The 23,168-nt window shown below is 44.6% G+C and carries 4 protein-coding genes; 1 reads left to right on the plus strand and 3 read right to left on the minus strand.

What is annotated here, in order from left to right; translation table 11 throughout:
• The gene (locus IEW26_RS00525; protein ID WP_188590962.1) at positions 1 to 753 is read left to right on the plus strand and encodes an HAD family hydrolase; all 753 of its coding nucleotides are present in this window, start codon (positions 1 to 3) and stop codon (positions 751 to 753) included.
• 161 nt (positions 754 to 914) lie between these two features.
• Here IEW26_RS00525 and IEW26_RS00530 read toward each other — a convergent pair whose 3' ends face one another.
• The 3 genes from IEW26_RS00530 to IEW26_RS00540 form a co-directional block, all read right to left on the minus strand.
• A complete protein-coding gene (locus IEW26_RS00530) occupies positions 915 to 1,097 on the minus strand; it encodes a YjfB family protein (RefSeq protein ID WP_188590963.1) in 183 nt (60 codons plus the stop codon).
• Between the two features lie 163 nt (positions 1,098 to 1,260).
• Entirely contained in the window at positions 1,261 to 11,082 is a 9,822-nt protein-coding gene (locus IEW26_RS00535; RefSeq protein ID WP_188590964.1) for a non-ribosomal peptide synthetase, read from the minus strand.
• Positions 11,083 to 11,118: 36 nt separating this feature from the next.
• Complete coding sequence (locus tag IEW26_RS00540) at positions 11,119 to 23,097, minus strand: non-ribosomal peptide synthetase (RefSeq protein WP_188590965.1); 11,979 nt, start codon at positions 23,095 to 23,097, stop codon at positions 11,119 to 11,121.
• Between the last annotated feature and the right edge of the window lie 71 nt (positions 23,098 to 23,168).

The following is a 23,168-nucleotide window of genomic DNA, read 5'->3' on the forward strand; positions in this document are numbered from 1 at the left end:
ATGACAGCAAACCATGAGAGTGGACGTCAGCAGGATAATTTGATCAATGAGGATGGATATGAGCCCATTCAAGCGGTCATTTTTGATATGGATGGCGTATTGATTGACAGTGAACCGATCTATTTCGAGATTGAGCGGAGTTCATTTGATTATTTCGGTGCAGACGTTACCGTTCAGGAGCATCATTCATTTGTCGGGGTAACGCTTGAATCCATGTGGGAGCAAGTCATTAGCAAATATAAGGTCAAGGCACCGCTGGATGAAATCCTTGCATATCATCAGCACAATGTGATGGAGAAAATGCTCGGTCACGCCGAGCTTGTTGCTATATCTGGCGTGGAACGCTGGGTAAAATGGCTGCATGAGCAGCGCATTCCCATTGCTGTAGCTTCCTCATCCCCACGTGCCCTGATTGATCTGATTATGGACAAAACAGGATTGGCGCCGTACTTTGAACTACGCATGACGGGCGAAGAGGTTGAACATGGCAAACCGGCTCCGGATATTTTTCTTGCGGCAGCCGAGCAGATGGGCATATCACCGGCACGCTGTATCGTTATAGAAGATTCACGTAACGGCGTTCAGGCCGCGAAAAGTGCGGGCATGCGTTGTATCGGCTATCTTAATCCAGGCTCAGGAAATCAGAATCTGTCCCGCGCCGATCTGCAAGTTTCCAGTTATGACGAGCTGTGGACAATGAAGGATACACTGCCTTTTGAGAGCCCTGCACCGAACTTATCCAGCTCACTTTAATTGCCGGACCAGAACGGAACATGTATTGAACCAACCTCATCAGTGACAAAACAAACCCTGTCCAGCCACAATTCTTGTGAATTGAAGCTGGACAGGTTTTTTGCTTGCTGCATATTCAATAACAACCGGAACGCTTGCACGGTACTGCAATCTGAGCCTGATTATACGGAAATATCCAGGCTGCCGCCCAAGTTGGGATGTGGAGCCGGCACGGATTTTAACATCTCAACCATCTGCTCACCTTGCTGCTGTGCCATATCTTTGGCCATTGACATGACTTGAAGGCTCGCCGTCTGAGCCACCGAAGCCTGGCTCATTCCCATTGACAGTGCTGCAATATCCAATGTGATCCTCTCCTTTCCTTCTTTTCGTATAAAGACGTACTTAATATATATCGGTTGGAAGGAAGCCTTTGTTTAAAGCCGATTTACAAAATCACCCTTTAAGCAAAAAACCAAACAGCCACCGGCTTATTAAAACCAGAGCTGTTTGGGAAGATGACGTGCTTTACAAACGCTGTAATGTCATCAAATCAAGTTCGTTGATAGGCACTTCAGGTTTCATTACCACTTGTTTAATTATAGCAATAAAGTGTTTTTGAATCTGTTCAACCGTGGTGATATCATACACCTTGGCATTGTACTTTAACATGATCTTCATTTGCTCATGGGGTATAACAATTAAAGTAAAATCAAAACTATTGTGTTCTGTTCCCCCGACATTCGTAATTTCAAGCGGATTTTCACCTTTTCGGCCCAAATCCCGCAGCTGATTCTGAACCGGAAAATTCTGATACACGACCACATGGTTAATCAAAGCCTGTTTTTGCTTGGTCAAATTTTGAATATCATATAACGAGTACGTATCATATGCGTGTGAATCCACAGCTTGTGCCTGGGCCCTTTTCATCAGTTGTATAAAGGATTCATCCCCCTCAGCCCGGATACGAACAGGAATGGCATTGATAAATAGTCCGATCATGCTTTCAATCCCCGGAATGACTGGAGGTCTGCCCGATACTACACTGCCGAATACAACATCTTTGCTGTCATTGTATTTCTGCAGCAATACACCCCACGCGGTTTGCACAAAGGTATGAAGGGTCACCTGCTGCTGCTCTGCAATCTGTTTCATTTGCTGGACAAGTTCCTCATGCAGATGACAATTCAGCGTTCTGGAATCCTGTCTTTCATGCTGCGGTTTGGTTTTTTCCCCAGGCAGTCTCGTTTGCCCCTCATACCCTTCCAGATAGTGACTCCAGTAAGTTATTGCTGCTTCATTGTTTTGCTGCTCCAACCATTCAATGAATTGACTATATGGGGTCAACAGAGTCATTTCAGGTTTTCGATTTTCCCGAATCGCAAAATAGTTCTCAAATATCTCTTTACTGATAAGCGACATACACCAGCCATCCATCAAAATATGATGAAAACTCCAGATGACACGATATTGCTCCCGGGCTGTTCGGATTACAGACATCCGCATTAACGAATCTTTCTGCAAGTCAAATCCTCTGATCTGATCCTGCTCGATATATTGATCTACATACGTTTGACGCTGCAATTCACTTTTGTCTGTTATATCCTCAACTTTAAATTCAAATTCCTTCTCCTTATACACAATTTGCAGAGGAATGTTCAGCAATCCAGTGTAAAAATTAGTTCTTAATATCGCATGTCTTTGCATGATCTGATCCAGACTGGCTGCAAAAGATGCCACGTGCAAATCTCCGCGCATATCAAATAAGATTTGTACAAAGTACGCACCCGACACGGGATTCCGTTCACTTTCGTACAGCATTTCCTTCTGCAAAGGAGTCAGTGGATACACATTCTCGATCTGACCGATATTCCGGGTATATTCCACCATTTGATCCCATTGATCCATCGTTAATGCCTTAAGTGAAAGATCACTTGGCGTAAGTTCAGGTTGTTCTTTAGTTATGCAATGCTGCATTATTTTACGAAGGTTATCCTTATAATAACAAGCCAGTTGTTCCATCGTTTCCCGCTGATATTGTTTCTGACTATAACTGATGGACAGGGAGAGCCTTCCCTCTATGACGATACCATTGATATTAAGCACAAACGGCCTCTTGTTGTTTTCACTGACAGAAGGTCCGCCGGAATACGTTGAAAATTGAATACCCTCCTGCTTCGAATCCTGATTCACTTGCCCCATATAATTAAAACTGATTTCGGGATTTTTCACTAATTTATCTCCCTCATCTTGCTGTGACAAGTACCTCAATATTCCATAACCAATCCCTTTACTCGGGATCTGACGCAGTCCTTCCTTGACGGATTTGATTCTCCTGGATATGCTGGCCCCGGCTTCCATGTTAATCATAACCGGATACATACTCGTAAACCATCCCACTGTACGTGTGATATCCAGCTCTGGAAGGATGTTTTCTCTACCGTGTCCTTCCAGGTTTACGAGCATTTTATCCTTACCTGTCCAATCATGAACGGCCATTCCGAGAGCGGTTAGCAATATATCATTAATCTCCGTATTGTACGCATGATGAGTCTGCTTTAATAACTGCTCCGTTTCCTCGGCTGTCCAATGTATGGTAATCGTCTCGCTGTCTTTTCCGATCGTCTGCCTACAATCCATATCCTTAGGCAGCGGAGCTAGCTCAGCCTGTTCCACAGACTGCCAGTAGGAATACTCTTGCTTCATCACCGGCTGATCGGCAAAGGCTGATAATTCTTCTGCCCACTGTTTAAACGACGTCGTTTTCTGAGGAAGATGGATCTGCTCCCCCCTCAGGAACTGTTCAAGTCCTGTTTGAATATCTTCATATAAAATACGCCACGATACCCCATCAATCACCAAATGATGAATGGCCATGAGCAAGTGATCACCATCAGCACATTGAAACAAGCCAAGTTTAATCAAAGGACCGTGATGCAGGTCCAAGCTGCTCTGGATTTCTTTTGCTTTAATTCCGACCAAGGTTGCAGGATCGACGCTGCTCTTCAGATCGAAAATGTCCAGACTGTATAATCCTTCTTCTTCAGCTCCACGGTTCCATGCTGAGTATCCGCCTTCCTGAGATTGACGGTAAACGATGCGAAGCGCATCATGCTGTTTGACGATGTTGTTCATGATGCTGTGAATAAATCCGATATCAAACCGGTCTTTGCGGAAAAACACCATTTCCTGATTGTAATGATGCGCGTCCACCATGTTCTGATCAAAGAACCAGCGCTGAACAGGTGTCAGCATGACTTCTCCTGTAACTTCCCCTTGATCATAATGAGTGCTCACGGATGTCACATGTTCACTTAGTTCCGCTACGGTTGGATAGGTGAAAAAGTGTTTCATTTCCACTTTATAACCCGATTGGAGCAGACGAGATGCCACTTGAATACATTTGATGGAATCTCCGCCAAGCTCAAAGAAATGATCCGACCTGCTGATTTTCTGAACTCCGAGCACAGCTTCCCAGGCGGAGATGATCGCTTGCTCCACCGGGCTTTGTGCTGCCGCATATTCGGCTTCCTGATCTACACGTTCTTGTGGAGAAGGCAATGCCTTCCGGTCAATCTTGCCATTGGAGGTTAACGGAATGTGTTCTAATTGAACAAAATACGACGGGATCATGTAATCCGGGATTTCGTGAGCTAATGCCGCTCTGATTTCCCTGGCTGTCAATGCGCTGCTTCCTTTCCAATAAGCGCACAGTTGCTTTGATCCATCCTCATTTTCATGGGCGATTACAACCGCTTCCTGGATCATATCCATTTTTAAAATAGCTGTTTCCACTTCTCCCAGTTCGATGCGATAACCCCGAATTTTCACCTGATGATCGATCCGTCCCAAATATTCAATATTTCCATCCGGCAGCCATCTTGCTGCATCTCCGGTTCGGTACAGCTTTCCTTCCGTGATCCAGGCATGTTCCACGAACTTTTCTGCCGTCAACTCAGGTCGATTCAGATAACCTCTGGCCAGCCCCTCTCCTGCGACATACAACTCTCCTTGAACACCAATCGGCTGCAGCTGTTGCTGTGTGTTCAAAATATAGGTTTGCAGCGTCGGGATCGGTTTGCCAATATTGCTTTTTCCTGCCTCGATTTCAGTTTCAGTGATTTCCTTATAAGTCACATGAACGGTAGTTTCCGTTATGCCATACATATTGATCAACTGAATGAATGGATATTTCTCCCTCCAGTTTTTTAATAACGCCGGATTGAGAGCTTCCCCTCCAAATATCACTTTCCTTAAATGCAGACTTTGTTCATGACTCGCCAACTCCTCCTGAAGGAGATGGTAGAAATACGTTGGCGTTTGATTCAATATGGTGACCTGCTCATCTCTTAACAATTGCAGAAATTGCTGCGGGCTTCTGGCTGTCATCTGTGGAACAATGACCAGTTTACCGCCATAGAGCAATGCACCGTACATTTCCCATACCGAGAAATCAAAACAGAAGGAATGGAACAGCGTCCACGTATCCGATGGTTTAAAATCAAATCTGTTCTGGCTGTTAAACAGCAATCGAACTACGTTTTTATGTTCAATGCATGTGCCCTTGGGTTTGCCTGTCGTTCCCGAGGTATAAATGACGTAGGCCAGCCCTGTCGGGCTCACAGTCACTCCAAGGTTGGAATCCTCTTTATGATACGCGTGCAGATCATCGAGGCAGATAATTTCTCCTGCAAAAGAAATGCGTTCTTGCAGATGGCTTTGCAGCAGCAATACATGTATACCCGAATCCGCAAGCATATAGTTTACACGATCCTCAGGATATTCAGGGTCAATCGGTACATATGCACCCCCCGCCTTCAAAATCGCAACAATTCCCACCACCATATCTAACGATCGATCAGCGATAATTCCGACTAACTGATCCTGTTGAACTCCTTTGGCATGCAATGTTCTTGCCAATTGATTCGCTTTTCTGTTCAGTGTCTGATAGGTCAGCTCCTGACCTTCAAATACAACAGCTACCTGTTCAGGAGTTCGTTCCACCTGCTCCTCAAACAGTCCATGAATTGTTTTGTCTATTGGATATTCAGCCTTCGTGTCATTGAACGATACCAGAATTTGCGCTTTCTCCTGTGCTGTCATCAGGTCTATATCATTGATCGGAACATGAGGGTTGTTGACCACCTGCTGCAACAGTTGAATCAAATGACCTTGAATCCGTTCTATACCTGCCCGATCATAAACATTGGCATTGTAATAGAACATGCATTTCAGCGCTTGGCCTGGTTTGATAATCAGGTTAAAATCGTAATTGGTTTGTTCATCTGCTTCTACATTTGTAATTCGAAGAGATATCTCCTCCTGGTCCCCGAACTGTTCTGTAATGCCTTGTACAGGATAATTCTCAAATATAAGAATGTGATCGATTAAGTTTTGCTTTTGTTTGGTCTCCGCTTGAATCTCATATAACGGAAAAGTTTCATGCAGGTGCGAAGCGACAGCTTGCTCCTGATTCCGCTTCATGATCGAAGAAAATGTCTCGTTTCCTTGCGATTGAATCCGAACAGGGATGGTGTTGATAAACAGGCCGATCATGCGTTCAACCCCGGCAATCGCGGCAGGTCTGCCTGATACCACACTCCCGAACACAACATCCTGGCTGCTGTTGTATTTCTGCAACAGCATTCCCCAGGCAGTCTGCATGAATGTGTTCAGTGTTACCTGATTCTGGCTTGCAACTTGTGTAATACGTTCGGTTAGTTCCTGACTCAGTGTGCAGATCAGATTCTCGGAATGATATTCGTTGCTTTTCGGAATGGCATGCTCTTTCGGCAAAGAATTTTGCTCCTCATAACCCTGCAAATAATGACTCCAGTATTTCAGGGATGCTTCATGATCTTGTTTATCCAGCCATTCGATATAATGTTTGTAAGGCGTAACGGCTTGTTGCTCCCGTTTTCGTTGTTCCAGAATGGCAAAATAACCGTCGAACAGCTCCTGGATCACCAGAGAAAGACACCAGCCATCCATCAAAATATGATGATAATTCCAAATAAAACGATAGGTTCGATCATGCGTTTGCAAAATCGATATCCGCATCAATGCATCCTTGGATAAATCAAAGCCTTTCGTTTTATCTTTCGTTGTATACGCCGCCACGTAGCCATAACGATCCTCTTCCTTCATATCACGCAAATCTTCATAGTAAAGCCCGTTTGGCTTATGACGATAAACGATCTGCAGGGGGCCGTGTTTCCATCGGCTGTGAAAATTCGTTCTGAGAATCGCATTCCGTTCGATCAGTTGATCCAGACTTCTCGCAAAAGCGTCCACATCCAACAATCCATGAAGATCCAGCGTCGTTTGAAGCACATAAGCTTCAGAACCTGAATGAAGCATATTATGGAAGAGCATGCCATTTTGCATTGGCGACAGCGCATATATATCTTCAATTTCACCAATAGGTTCAGCTTCGCGAACCAGCCCTTCCAACTCTTCGATGGTCATGCCTTTTATGGACAGGTCACTTGGTGTTAATTCCGGCTTCTCTTTGATCATGCAATGCTTCATTAATTCATTCACATGATTTTTGAAATAAACCGACACTCGCTCCATCGTTTCTTTTCGAAATTGAGTGCGGCTATACTTCCATGACAATGACAACCTCCCTTCCACAATCATTGCATTGACATCAATAAGCACATTTCTTCGGTGATCCCCGCTCGATTCTGCTCCGCCTGAATAAGGAGAGATTTGCATTCCGCTATGCTGGAGGTCCTGATCAAATTGTCCCAAATAATTAAAACTAATTTCAGGATTCAGCGTCAGCGGCGCCTCTTTGCCATGTGTGCTTATATATCTTAACACCCCATATCCAATCCCTTTTTTCGGGATACTGCGAAGGATTTCTTTGTTTGTCTTGATAACCTGAGCTAAATGGGATATCCCTTTCATGTCAAGCACAACCGGGTATTGACTCGTAAACCATCCAACCGTTCGTGTAAGATCAAGATTCGGCATAATGTCTTCTCTGCCATGTGCCTCCAGATTGACAAGAACCTCTTCCATGCCTGTCCATTGACAAATCGACATGCCTAATGCGCTAAGCAGCAGATCATTAATCTCCGTGTTATAAGCACGGTTGGCATGTTTCAATAATTGCTGTGTCTCCTTTACCGTCCATTCCATCGTTATTTCTTCGCTGTCTTTTTCCAGTGCATCATTCGTTTGGAAATCCGTCGGCAATGGCTTAAAGCAGGCTTGTTCCATTTCACTCCAGTAGTGCAACTCCTGTTTTATGACGTCACTGTCCGCATACAACTGGAGCTGCTCTGCCCATAATTGAAACGAAGCCGTTTTCTGGGGCAGTTGAATTTCTTTTCCATGACTGAATTGCTCATAACTCTTCGACAGGTCTTCGATCAAAATTCGCCATGAAACCCCGTCGATCACCATATGATGAATGACAATCAACAGATGATCACCGTCTGCGCATTGAAACACACACAGCCTCATCAAAGGGCCCTGCTCCAAGCTTAAACTGCGCTGAAGTTCATTTGCTTTCTGCGCAATTTGAAAAGACGGATCTGCTGACGACTTGAAGTCCATCACTTCCAATGTATAGAATGATTTTTGTGATTCAAGCCCTTGATTCCACGCCTCATAACCTTGTTCCGTACGATGATAAACTATGCGAAGCGCATCATGATGCTCAACCATTTTATCAAACACGCGGCAAAGTATGGTCTCTTGAAAACCTTCCGGCCGATGCAGCATAATGGACTGATTATAGTGATGGATGTCCACCTGGTATTGATCAAAAAACCAATGCTGGATCGGAGTCAGCAGCACTTTGCCTGTAACGGTTCCCTGCTCTGACATTGTGCTTACAGGCTGAACATAGGGAATCAGGCTTGCAATGGTCGGGTTCTTAAACAAATGATCCATCTGTACCTGATAACCTGCCTGGTATAACCTCGAGGAAACCTGAATGGATTTAATTGAATCCCCGCCCAGCTCAAAGAAATTATCCAGGAGTCCAACATTCTGTACCCCCAGTACAGCTTCCCAGATCGATGCCAGCTGTTGTTCCATGATTGTCCTCGGCGCTTCATACTCCGTGCCTTTCAGCATATGATCTTTGGGTGAAGGCAGTGCCTTACGATCTGTCTTTCCATTGGACGTCAGCGGCATCTGATCCAGTTGTACAAAATAGGACGGGATCATGTAATTTGGCAGTTGACGGGACAGCCCTTCTCGCAGCTCTGCAACAGTTATTGCGTCCCCTCCTACAACATATGCACATAATTGCTTTGTTCCTGTTTCGTCCTCTATGGCGATTACGACCGCCTCTTGAATCCCGGTTATATTTAAAAGGGCAGCCTCTACTTCACCAAGTTCAATCCGATATCCACGAATTTTCTCTTGATGGTCCATTCTTCCGATGTATTCAACATTTCCATCAGGCAGCCATCTTGCAAAGTCACCCGTCTTGTACATTCTCGCTCCCGGCACAAATGGATCATCGACGAACCTCTCTGCCGTCAGATCAGGACGATTCAAGTATCCTCTGGCGAGCCCTGGCCCCGCTACACATAATTCCCCCTGTACGCCAACAGGTTGCAGTTCATGATGTTCACCTAAAATGTAGACTCGATTGTTTGCAATTGGCTTACCAATAGAGATATGTTGCTCCGTGGAGTTAATCGAAAGAATGGTGGATACCACACTGTTTTCAGTCGGACCGTACTCGTTGCACACTTCGATCCGTGGATTGATTCGGTTCAATCGTTGTATTAACGAAGGCACAATCTTCTCTCCCGCAGCAACCACATTTTTGATCGAAGCCCAATCCTCTGCTTCTGCTTGTTCCAAGAGGGTCATCAAGAAGCTGGGCGGACTTTGAATGTGCGTAATTTCCTGATTTTTGATTATTGAATTGATCGCCACCGCATCTTTACACTGTTGACGGTTTAACAAATACACAGTCGATCCTGAGATGATCGGGCCAAAAAAATGAGTAATGAATGAATCAAACACAAAGGGATTCAGCATTAATACCCGGTCTTCTCCGCTAAAACGATAAAAATCCGATTTCCATTGCAAGGAATTCACAATGCTGGCGTGTTCAATCATGACACCTTTGGGGTTGCCTGTTGTTCCTGAAGTATAGATCATATAAGCCAGGTCATCCGCATGGACGGGGTGCTCTATATTCAAATGACTGTTATTGCAATGGGCCTCAGCATCGAGAAGGACAGTCGTCCCTGCATATTTTCCAGGCTTCTGTATATGACCGTGATGCAGCAACCAGGCCGCATTTGAATCCTCAAGGATAAACTGAATACGATCTGCCGGATATTCCGGATCGATAGGAACGTAAGCTCCCCCGGCTTTCAGAATACCGAATAATCCTACAATCATCTCCAGCGAGCGCTCCGCCATAATTCCAACGAATTGTCCCGTCTGCACCCCTTTATCTTGAAGAGTCCGGGCTAGCTTATTAGATTGTTGATTTAATTCTCTGTACGTCAACGACCTATTCTCAAATATCACGGCGGGATGATCCGGCGTCCGCTCTACCTGTTCTTCAAATAATTGATGCATTGCTTTATGTTGCGGATACTCCACCCTTGTATCGTTAAAATCAAATAACAGCTTGTTTCGTTGAGATGCTGACAGCATTTCGACTTGACTTATCTCCAGATCGGGCCGGTTCAGCATGATGGCCAATAATTGATCAAGATGTTCTGAAGCCTGGATCATATAATCTCGATCATAACGCTCTGCATCATAGACTAATTTCAAACAAACCGCCTCATTTTCCAGAACAAAATGGAACATGGTCGCTGCTCTAACGTTAGTTGCAGGGAGATTATGTGCTTCCCCCAATGAAACCAACGTATGGATCATAGGTACGTGGTTCGTATCGTACTGAATATTTAATCGTTCAACCATTTTTCTGAAAGGAATTTGTTGATGCTGGACAGCTTCACTGAAACTGACCTTCATTTGATTAAATGCAGATTTAAAGGACATCGTAGCATCCATATGATTTTTCAGGAGCAGAACCTTGTTTGAGAGTGAGAGATCACTCTTCTTCTCTTCGATCGCTCTCATGCCCATAATCATTTTGGTTTCATTGGTGTATTTGTATAACAGACATTGAACTCCGTTTAATAATATCGTGTAGATTGCCATTGGCACGTTTCTGGAAATGGACTTGATCTGTTTGCATACTTCGGCTGACATTGGCTTATAAATATAATCCAGATGGTGTCTTTCGTCTGCATGTCTGGAATCAATCTTGCAATAGGGCAGATGAACAAGAACATCATCATCTTCAAATCGGCTTGCCCAATACAATTCCTGTTCTTTGAAAATAGACATACGGCACCCCGATCACTATTTGTATTTTAGGTTCATTTAGAAAAAATCCATCTCAATCAGATCAGTGAGCAGCTCCTTATTCTGGTTTTCCTCAGCCAATTTGATTTGATTGATTTCTATATGAGGCTCGCGGCATATCGTTGTCAAAATTAGCAACAGGTTCTGTGACATGCTTTCAACTGTTGTTCTCTCAAACAAGACCGCACTGTACTCAAAAGCGGCATCGAGATGGTGATCCGATTCAGTAACATACAGCGTTAAATCAAACTTGGATACATGATTGTTTGGAGCGCAAGGTACACAGGTAAGGCCATCCATGTGCATCTCTGACGGACCTGTATTTTGCAAGACAAGCATAGTGTCAAACAACGGGTTTCTTCGCGCGTCCTTCGTTAGCTCCATTTTCTTGATCAATTCCTCAAACGGATAGTCCTGATTCTCATAGGCGTTCAGCATATGTTCTTTAACTTCCAGCAGATACGTTGCAAATGTTTTATCCGCTGCAGGCTGATTTCGAACAGCCAGTGTGTTCACAAACATGCCCATGACCGGCTCCAGCTCCGCATGTGTCCTTCCCGCAATCGGCAACCCCACAACGATGTCCTCTTGTCCGCTATATTTAGACAACAGAATGGTATAAGCAGCGAGCAGAATCATATATAATGTTGTTCCTGTCAGTGCCTCCAATTTTCTCAAGCCTGCAACGATGTTATCCTCAACAGCAATTTCCAACAGGTCTCCCGCATAACTCAGCGTTTCAGGTCTTTCATAATCTGTCGGCAATTCCAGCAGTGGCATCTGCTCACTGAAAACCCCGAGCCAATACTGCTCCTGCTTTTTCATCCAGTCACTTTGAAGTTGGAATTGCTGCCACTCGGCATAATCCTTGTATTGAATTCGAAGAGGAGAGAGCTTGTCTCCGCGATATAACTGGCCAAGTTCGGTCATTAACATCTGCACAGATAGTCCGTCTGCGATGATATGGTGCAGATCGACCAGCAATATATGGAAATCCTGTCGAAGTTCAACCAGCCCAGCTCGCATCAGCGGCGCTTGTCCCAGATCAAAGGTACGAATAAACTGTTGTATCTGGTCTTGCACCTCTTCTTCCGTTGCCCGAATGGATTCAATGGCAAACTTCACTTCAGGATATATGATTTGTTTGGGTTCTCCTTGAATGACTTTGAAGGCAGTCCGCAGAGATTCATGACGTTTCACTAACTGCCCGAAGGCTTCTTCCAATCGCGTCCGATCCAGCGCGCCCTCCATCATAAACATGCCCGACATGTTGTACGTGAGTTCCTCACCGGCTTTGATGCCCATGATGTACATTCTCATCTGTGCAGAAGATAGAGGATAGTATTCCTTTTTCTGCGCTTGAGGGATGGACAGGTTAGCCTGCTTCTTCTCCATCTGATCAATGAATTGAGCCATCTGTTCCATCGTCTGCCATTCGAAGACATTTCTTACGGACATACGAATATTCAGGCTTTGATTGATTTTATACGCCAGCTTTGTTGCACGTAAGGAGTTGCCTCCAATATCAAAGAAACTGTCTTTAACACCAATTTTGTTTACGCCAAGTACATCTTGCCAAATGGGCAGCAACGTTTTCTCCATAGATGTTCGGGCTTCGATATATTCATTTCCCGTCTGTATGTTTTGTTGCGGTAACGGAAGTGAACGACGGTTAATTTTCCCGTTGGATGTCAAAGGCATATGATCGAGCTGAATAAAGTAGGCTGGAACCATATAATCGGGCAGCCTGGTGGAAAGCATTTGTTTCAACTCTCCAACGGTCTGTGTGATATCCGACGTAAAGTAAGCGCATAGGGATTTATCTCCGTTTTCATGCTCATGAGCAATAACGATCACTTCTTTCACACCCGGCACATGTAACAATGCCGCTTCAACTTCTCCCACCTCGATCCGATAGCCGCGAATCTTGATCTGATGATCCATACGTCCCAAGTACTCGATATTGCCATCCGGCAGCCATCTCGCCATATCCCCTGTCTTATACATGGTCACGCCTTGAACAAAGGGATCACGCACGAATTTCTCGGCTGTCAGCTCAGGCAGGTTCAAATATCCTCTGCCTACCCCGTCGCCGGAAATACATAACTCCCCTGCAACACCCACAGGCTGAACTTGTTCATATTTGTTCAATACATACAGGCGGTTATTTCCTAAGGTTCGACCAATCGGCAGAACATCTCGTCCGTTTTCTATGTCTAGCTCCTCCTGAACGATACGGTAGGTCGCAGCATCGACACAACACTCGGTCGGACCATATACATTCACTATCGTTGGTGGTGTCATGTGGTGAAGAGAGAACAAAGCGGTGAATTCAGCGACACTTTGCCGGGAAAGAGCTTCTCCGCCAACAAGCATATATTTTAACGATATCCCTTGAACGTCTTTTGCCCTGGAAAGCAGTTTCAGATGTGCAGGTGTACCGTCGGTCACATCAATTTGATTCCTTTTGTAATAATTCATTAGTTCTTGTCCATCCCCTACCGTCTCCTGATCCACAACAAACAAGGCATGTCCAGATAATAACGCCCCGAAAATCTGCTTGACCGATGCATCGAAATAGTAGGGTGCCAGTAAAGCAACATGTAAGCCGTTATGCGGATTATCAATGACCTGGTTATACAGTGATGTAACCAGATGTTGAACCTGAGCGTGTTCTATCATCACACCTTTAGGCGTGCCCGTTGTACCGGAGGTATAGATGACATAAGCCAGCTGCATGGAACCCACGGAAGCCTCTTCACGTTTCAAGTTGGAGAGATTGGCCGCATACGTTTTTTCATCGTTTAAATCCATTATCTTGCCATCGAAGCACACCTTATGTTTGAGGTGTTTTTGTGTGACGAGCAACGTTGCTCCTGAATCAAGCAAAATATGCTGAATACGCTCTTCAGGAGAATCCGGATCAAGCGGCACATACGCCCCGCCTGCTTTTAAAATGCCAAAAATGCCAACGATCATGTCAATGGAGCGATCTGTCATAATGCCTACAAGTTGATCCGCACACACACCTTCAGCTCTTAGCGTATGCGCCAGCTGATTCGCCCGTTCATTTAATCGACGATACGTTAATCGCTGATCCCCATAACCAATGGCCAATTGGTCAGGTGTCCGTTCTACCTGTGCCTCGAAACGCTCCTGAATAGTCTGATCACGGGAGTAGTCGATTGAGCTAGCGTTAAAATCATGTAAAAGAACGTTCTGCTCCTGTTCAGATAACATCTGAATATCGGACAATGTAACTTCCGGTTGGATTACAATGTCTCTGAGAATATGGAGCAGATGTGTTTTCATTCGCTCGATGGTGCTCTGTGCAAATAGTTCCGTCTTGTAATTCAAGTGCATCTCCAGACATTCGTTATCATCTTCAACGATAAACATCAGATCATACAATGATACGCCGACGTTGATTTCTCTCACTTTGAAGCTGCAGTCCTTTTCCTGCCTTTGGTTCAACGCCGTATTATGGAAAATGTACATCGTATTAAAAAGTGCCATTCCTGTCGTCTCACGCTGTGCATTTAATTTCTCTACAAGATTGTCAAACAGATAGTCCTGGTTAGCTAAAGCATCAAGAGATTGATGTTTAATCTCTTCGAGATAGGATCGAAACGGCTTATTCCCGGCAGGCTGTGATCGAATGGCTACTGTCTGAATAAAGACACCGATCATATGCTCGACATCAGGATGATTTCTTCCGGATGTTGGCGTTCCTACAATAATGTCCTCTTGCGCAGTATATCTGTGAAGCAGCAATTTATACGCGGCCAGCAACACCATAAACAGTGTAGTTCCTGTCTGTTTGGCAAGCCTCTCCAGGGATTGCTTCAAATGCTGATCCAGAACAAATGACAGTCTTGATCCAGCCGAAGTCAAGTGTGGTGTTCGAGCATAATCTGTAGGCAGATTCAGTATCGGTATCTCCCCGCTGAATTGATCCAGCCAGTATTTCTCCTGCTGTTTATAGCCCTCACCCGACACGTAGTCTTTCTGCCAAGCGGCAAAGTCTTTGTAGTCCACCTTGATTTCCGGCACGCTTCGCCCGTCATATGCATCGATAAGTTCATTCGCCAGAATACCAACGGAATAACCGTCCGATATAATATGATGCATTTCAATGAGAATCTCGGCATGATCCGCGTCTACACGAATGAATTCGGCACGTATTAATGGAGCCTGTGAGCAATCAAATGGTCTGCTAAACGCCTTGACATGCTGTTCAAATGAATCATGGCTTAGCTCCAATCGTTTCGCCTGAAAATCAATAGACGGGGCAATCGTTTGGTAAAGCTCTCCATCGATCAGATGAAAACTTGTACGAAAAGCTTCGTGACGCTGCACAATCTTTTCTAATGCATCAATCAAACCAGCTTCATCGATACGTCCTCTGACTGTGAGATGACCGCACATATTCTGGAACACACTGTTCGGCTCCAATTGATCCAGAAAATAGATTCGTTGTTGTGCAGAAGAAGTCTCGTAAAACTCCTTGATGTCCACAGGTTTAATCGGAACGACGGCGCTGACGTTCTCGCCTGTAATCAGACTGGCAAGCTCCTTCAGGTGTTTATTTCTGAATAATTGAACGATGGAAATATATTGTTGAAACTGCTGATGCACCTTGGAAAGCATGATTGTTGCCTGGAGCGAGTTTCCCCCGAGATCAAAGAAGTGATCATTCCTGCCCACCTGCTCCACGGACAATACGTCCTCCCAGATCCGCGCCAGCTCTCGCTCAATATCATTAGCAGGATGCACAAACTCGGCCGTACGCCTAACGGCAGCAACACGCTCTGTTTGATATAGACTGTACAATTCATGCAATCGCATCTGTTGTTGCTCTGAAAATAAAGTCAACGACGAAATTTCTGCTTCAGGATGGCTCACCATATTTTGCAGCAATGCCTTGAATCCTTCGGACCACAACGTCATCATCTCATGCCCGATCAGATCGGTATTGTAATCAAAATCAAGGTACAATTCATGGTTAACATCCGTAATATTGAGAAATAAATCATATGAAATATGTTTGATCGGATACGACATGAACTCTGTCTCCAACTTTTCGAATTGGAGATAATGAATCGTTCTGTCCATATTAAATAAAATGCGGGTCTCCGGTGCATGCATAGGTGCAAGCTGCTCGGATACGATCGTTAATGGCACTTGCTGATGTTTCATGACAAGAGCAAGCGTCTCCTTGAGCTGAACAATATGGTCTGAAACAGACTGCTCCGTCAACACGGCGTAATGCACAGGTACAATATTCACACAGTTGCCCATCAGCTCATTTTTGCCCATATGCGACTGACCCGCTACAGGCACTCCAATAACAAGCATGGATTGACCTGTGAGTTGATGCAAATATAAATGGAATGCTGCAAACATCGTCACAAACAAACTGTTTTTGTTCCTTATACTCAAGGAACGCAAGGCTGCTGTTAATTGCTGATCCAGCTTGATGGAATATCGTTCACCTGAATATCCCTTTTGCAAGTCATTGGACTGCATCGTTGGCAAGGTGATGCTCGGAAACGACAAGGAAAATTGATCTTTCCAGAACTGAATTCCTTCGGCAAACGCTCCCTTTGCATGTTCAAGCCGCTGCCAGGTCAAATATTCCCGGAATGGAATGGCTTCAGGCAATTGAACCGGAACCTCGCGAACAAGAGCAGAATAGATCTGTTCCAGCTCCTGAATGAATAGAGCCACCGACCAGCCGTCGGCAATGATATGATGAAAGGTCAGCACCATAACATATTGATTCGCTGCCTGTTTAAGCAAACTAATCCTAAACAAAGGTTCGTCTGATTGCAGGTTGAATGCTTCACTCGCATTGGCAGATAACCATTGGGAAATTTCCTGTTCCTGTTTCTCGCCTACATACATGGAGAAATCCAGCCAAGTGCACTGAAATTCCATGACCTGTTTAATCTCCTGTGTTTCACGATCTGCATGAATGACGGTTCGCAGAGCTTCATGACGCTCTACCATCTGATTCACAGCCTGTTCCAGGGCGGACGGGTTCATATGGCCTTTCATTTTTAAAATAACACTCTGATTTAATGCGGCATTTGCATCTTCACCGTGAAGTGTAGTTAGTAATAATTGTTTTTGCTCCAAAGACAGCGGAACTTCCATAACAGGCGAAGCACCAGGAATAAAGCCCAACGCCTGCAGCTCACAGATTGTCTCTTTCACAATCCGGATGATTGTATTCATGTCCTCTATGGAATGGGCAGCCGATATAAAACAGTTGCGACCCTCCCAAATATATAAACCTTTATAGATTAAATGGTAGAAAAACAATTCCATATCCCCAAAGGAAATAAATCGGAATAGCGATCCGAAGTTCACCATCTGCATAGGTACATTGGATGTTTTAAAAAACTCATTTAATTCGTTTACAAGAACAGCTGTTTTTTCATTTAATTCCTGATATAAGGTTCCTGCTTCCGCTTGAAGATGCTGCAACACCCTTAACGTCACCCGCATGGTAAGAGGATGTGTGCAGAACGTTCCGCCAACAAAGGTTTTCTTATCTGCGTCTGAAGGGTACGATGAGTCACCGAAACTCCAAGTTCCTCCATCTACGGCGTTCATAAATCGAGCCTTACCTGCAACGATGCCAATGGGCAGCCCGCCGCCAACCACTTTTCCATAGGTAACCAGATCGGCCTGAACGCCAAACCATTCCTGTGCTCCGCCCAACCCGATTCTAAATCCGGTAATGACTTCGTCAAAAATAAGCGCAGTGCCCGATTGAGTAGTCAGCTCTCTTAGCTCTTGCAAAAACTGTGTTGGTTGAACATCCGGTCTCCGACTTTGCACCGGCTCAACAAGCACAGCAGCCAATTCATGCCCGATACTGCGAATCATCTCGAGTGATTGCGGATGGTTATAATTCAGAATAATCAAATCATCCATAAAGCTGTTCACAATACCAGGAGCCATGGGCAGTGCAGTAGATAATGCATTCCCGGGATTCGCTACGCCTAGCACCCCATCATGTGTGCCATGATAGGAGCCGGAAAATAAAACAACCTTGGAACGCCCTGTTGCCGCCCTAGCCAAACGCAGCGCAACCATGACAGCCTCTGTCCCTGAATTATAAAATGCGACACGCTCTACACCCGTCAGCTCTGAAATTTTCTCTGCCACATCTCCTGCCAAGTCTGACATTGGACCTAATGGAGGCATCTGCCCTTGAATGCTGTCGGCCATTACATGTTGGATAAACGATGGATTATGACCAAACAGATTCACACCAAACCCCATCGTCAAATCCAGATATTCGTTCCCATCGATATCCCATATTCTGGACCCGTCAGAGCGTGTCGCAACAATAGGGTATACCATTTCCTTCCAGTAAGAACGAAATCCAGCGACATTGCGATTGTTGGCGTGCACGTAACGGGTTTGGTCTGTTTTTAGCTTGGAACCTTTCGTTTTAGCAGCATACTTTGCTATAAATTGTTCAATATACTGGTTCTGCAGCGCTGAGAATTCACTTTCTTCTTGAATTTTCAGTGATTGGTACGGTATAAAAGGCTTGATTTCCCCGGAGCCGGAATCAGATGTGACCTTTTCCGTTCCATTTTCTTCACTTTTTCCATGGGCTTTATCGTTTTCAATGTGTTCATTCTCTTTTGGTGGCACTTCTCTACGTTCTTTAACTTCATTAACTTCGTTATGTTCATGCTGTTGTAGTTGCAAAGACGTCGCTTGAACAGCAGTTTGCTCACCCAAAAGAAAATTCAGGCTTTTTAATTGGGATTCCATCAGTTGAATGGCAGACAGAACAATTTGCTCCGAATTGGCTGATGGTTTGACCGGATTCGAATGCTGAACGGATGCAAGAGGTCGTTTTTCAGATTGCTCCTGCTCTGGCATATCATCACTGTGTGTAGATATATCCATATTCTTTATATTTTCTGATACATATTGCACTAAAGAGTTGATGTTCGTAAGGGTCTCAAAAAACATCTCCATCGGAATATGCAAGCCAAACGAGTCTGATATTTCTTTCTGGATTTGCACAAGAATGATGGAGTCCAGCCCCATCTGCAGAAAGTGGACATGTTCATCTAACTCTTCCAGCTTCAGACCGGATGCACGGCTGATGCTTGTCTTGATTTTCAACTGCACATCATTTGTATTTTGCTGCATTTGAACCTCTCTCCTTTCTGCCCTATGCTCCGCAGGTATCGGTTGTTTGACTTCGATCCAACACCTCTTCTGTTCAAATGGATATAAAGGTAACGGGATTTTGGAGATGATTTCGCCATCATAGAATCTCTCCCAATCAATTACTGCCCCTCGTGTAAACATTTCTCCGAATGAACGTAATGATTCTGTTTTTGGCAGGGCATAGAGATGATCGAAAACAAGTGTTCTGTCTTTTTGGGCATAGCCAAAATAAACATCTGTCAGCTTGCTTTCTCCTTGAGCGATTTGTTCCAATTGTTCATACAGTTCCTCTACGCTCGTAATTACGATCGCGAGCCGATAATCAAGACTGGCTCTTCCCCTGCTTGCTGTATAACAGATCTGTTGAATGCTAACATCACGATTCTCCCTGATAAACTGAAAATACATGCTGACCAGGTCGTTCAGTGCCCGTTCATTCACAGCAGATAACACAAACAGATGAGGCTCTTGATCCGAAGTTTTGTGTACGGTTTTGGATGGAACATATTCTTCGAGAACCACATGCGCGTTGGTACCGCTGAAGCCAAAAGAACTGACACCGCACCGTAAAGGTCGATCCTCCTCATTCAGATCCATCAACTCCTGATTCACATAAAAAGGAGAAGCTTCAAATTTCAAAGCAGGATTAGGGCTTTCAAAGTGAACCAATGGCGGAATCATTCGATGCTGCAGCATGAGAACCGATTTAATTAATCCGGCTATGCCCGCCGCTTCAAAACTATGTCCGATGTTGGTCTTGGCAGAGCCGATCGCGCAAAATTGTTTGCGATCCGTATGTTTTTCAAACGCTTTACGTAACGCATTAAATTCAACAGGATCACCTAATTTGGTCCCTGTTCCATGTGCTTCGATAAAGTGAAGTGTATCCGGAGAGATACCGGCTTCTTTCCATGCCTGTTCAATGACATTGGTCTGTGACTCCGGGTTAGGTGCCGTAATTCCCACCGTTTTGCCATCCTGATTAATCGCACTTCCCTTAATTACGCCATAGATATAGTCGCCGTCCTCCTTGGCTCGCTGCAATGGCTTCAGCATAACCGCTCCAACACCTTCGCCAAATCCCGTGCCGTTGGCATCCTCACTAAACGTTCTTGTCAATGCATCTGGAGATTCCATATCCAGTCCGATACTGATCGGTAACAAGGCGGTTCGAATGCCGCCTGCAATCGCCATTTCACAATCTCCTGCAAGCAAGCCCTTACATGCCATATGAACTGCAACAAGCGAGGAGGAGCAAGCCGTATCAATCGTTAGTGCCGGGCCTTTCAAATTTAAAAAGTATGCAATTCTGCTCGCCAGTACAGATGGTAAATTTCCAATGATATAATTTTTGATCTCTGAAGGATAACTTGCTGTAATAAGCCGTTCGTAATCATATCCGACTTTGGAATAACCCACATACACACCTACATGACTTCCATTGATTCCTGCGCCTGCATATCCCGCATCTTCAATCGTATGCCATGCCGTTTGCAGGAACATTCGTTGGTTCGGGTCCATAAATTGAGCAGTTCTCGGGGTCAAGCCAAAAAATGAATGATCAAATTCATCAATTTGATCCAGGTAACCGCCCTTGATCCATTGCGTCTCTTGCATTTCACTGCGAATGGACTGCACATAGTCCACTGCATCTTTTACCCGACGTTCAGGATAAGTCCGAATGCAGTGCTTGCCCTCTTCCAGTACCCGCCAAAACTCATTTGCATTGGAGGCTCCGGGAAAATTCATCGACATACCGATGATGGCTATATCATTGGATGCGGGCTGATGCTCCTGTATGGCATCGACTCTTTTGTTTTCTATTCGGCCATCCGCCAAATATTTTGCTAAATCGGTTATCGAGGGATAGGCAAAGAGGTCCGTAACGGCCAGCTCTTCCCCATATTTTTCTTCTATGCGTTCAGCAATCTGGGCCAGCTGCAATGAGGTTGCACCCATATCGAAGTAACTATCCTCAAGTTTAATCTTCTTCCCGACCAGTACTTCCGAAACCAGGGTTATCAATTCACGCTCCAGCACTTGAACGGAAACAGGAGCCTTTTCTCTTCCCTTGTCATTCACGAGAGCTTCCTGGATGAATGCAGCTTCTATTGAAAATTTCCCTGCCTCATATTGCTTCGCTAACTGATAACGCTGGATTTTCCCACTTGTTGTTTTGGGCAGCTTTTTAATGGGAAGTACTTCCTTGACACTCCAGCCTCCATGGATATAGAGGTGTTTTTTTATGTCTCTAACCAGCGGCAGAAAAAGTTCGAGCTTTTTTTTATAAACGACAAACACAACAATTTCTTCACTCTGACTATTCGAATCATATACACCACAAGCGGCAATTCTGCCAAGCTCAATCTCATCCAATTGAGTGGCTACACGTTCGATGTCATGAGGATATATATTTTTACCATTGATGAAAATAATGTCTTTCTCCCGTCCAGTGACCACAAGTGTACCGTTCATGGTAAAACCCATATCCCCTGTATTCACCCACCCATCGCGAGTGAGCAGATTCTCGGTTGCCATCGAATTATTGTAGTATCCTTGGGTAACGTTATCTCCCCGAATTTGTATTTTACCGATAACATAATCCGGAACCGGGTTCATTTCCTCATCACATATTCGCACATGACAATAATCAACAGCCTGACCAACGACAACAAACGATGCCGCGTGCTCGGCATTTTTCTCTACTTCGATGACTTGCTCACCGAAGTTCAGATGATCCCGGTGGACATATACCGCAGTGAATTGTTGCTCTACCTGAGGAAAGGAGACGGCCACTGAAGCTTCTGCTAATCCGTATACGGTAAACATTGCTGTTTTCTTCAACTGATAGGCTGATAATACATTCAGGAATTCATGACAAACCTCTGGTAATATGGGCTCGGCCCCGTTATAGATGACTCGGACACATGACAAATCCCATCCCTCGGCCTTGTCCTCGCGAAAGAAATTCAAAAAATACTTATAACCAAAGTTAGGAGAGGAGAGTACGGTGGCTTTATGTTGATTTACTTTTTTCATCCATAAAATCGGTTTTCGAATAAATAATTCCGTTGGGATCAGATACTGATGAATACCTGCCACGAGTGGAACGAGGTGGAATCCAATCAAACCCATATCATGGGTGAGGGGCATCCAGGAGAGGAAACTGTCGCTCGAACTGATCTTCGCGCAATTGATTGCAGCACATGCATTGTATATCAAATTTCGGTGAGTAAGCATAACCCCTTTCGGATCACCGGTTGACCCGGACGAAAATTGAATAAATGCCAGATCTTCCGGCTTGGGCTCGTTATATTGAACAGCCTCATACTCGTATTCCTTGTCATGTATTATTTCTGCTCTCTTCTCCAGCTGACGGTGAAAATCCGGCAGTTCATGTTCCAGAGCGAATTTTTTCATCTTAGCGAGCACCTTTTCAGATGCAATCATAAAGGGATCATGTAACAAATCCCAGATACGACATACTTTCAAATTTTGTTCTTCGTCTTCACCCACACTTACAGGTACGGGGATCATACCCCCTAATAAACATGCCCAGAATGCGACTAAGAAACGTTTGTTTTCCTGAATCTGAAAAATAATTTCCTGCCCGGGTTTGATGCCGATTTCTTGCAAATAACCCAAGTAACCTTTGGCTTCATGAAATAATTGATGATACGACATGAAAATTTCCATTTTGTCAGAATCAATAAAACTAATACCCCGATCTGTTCTTTTGCTTCTGTCGCGGATGACATCGATCAATGTCTGAAATTGATTCGTATACATATCTCTCCTCCAAATTGATGATCTCTATCTGACCTATTTAATTAGTTACACATATTTCTTGCTAAATTTTA

This window comes from Paenibacillus silvae, from assembly GCF_014639235.1.
Classification (GTDB): domain Bacteria; phylum Bacillota; class Bacilli; order Paenibacillales; family Paenibacillaceae; genus Paenibacillus; species Paenibacillus silvae.

Bases quoted from the DNA above. Each gene is read 5' to 3' on its own strand.
- IEW26_RS00525 (WP_188590962.1), top strand. From the start codon at position 1: ATGACAGCAAACCATGAGAGTGGACGTCAGCAGGATAATTTGATCAAT.
- IEW26_RS00535 (WP_188590964.1), bottom strand. From the start codon at position 11,082: ATGTCTATTTTCAAAGAACAGGAATTGTATTGGGCAAGCCGATTTGAA.
- IEW26_RS00540 (WP_188590965.1), bottom strand. From the start codon at position 23,097: ATGTATACGAATCAATTTCAGACATTGATCGATGTCATCCGCGACAGA.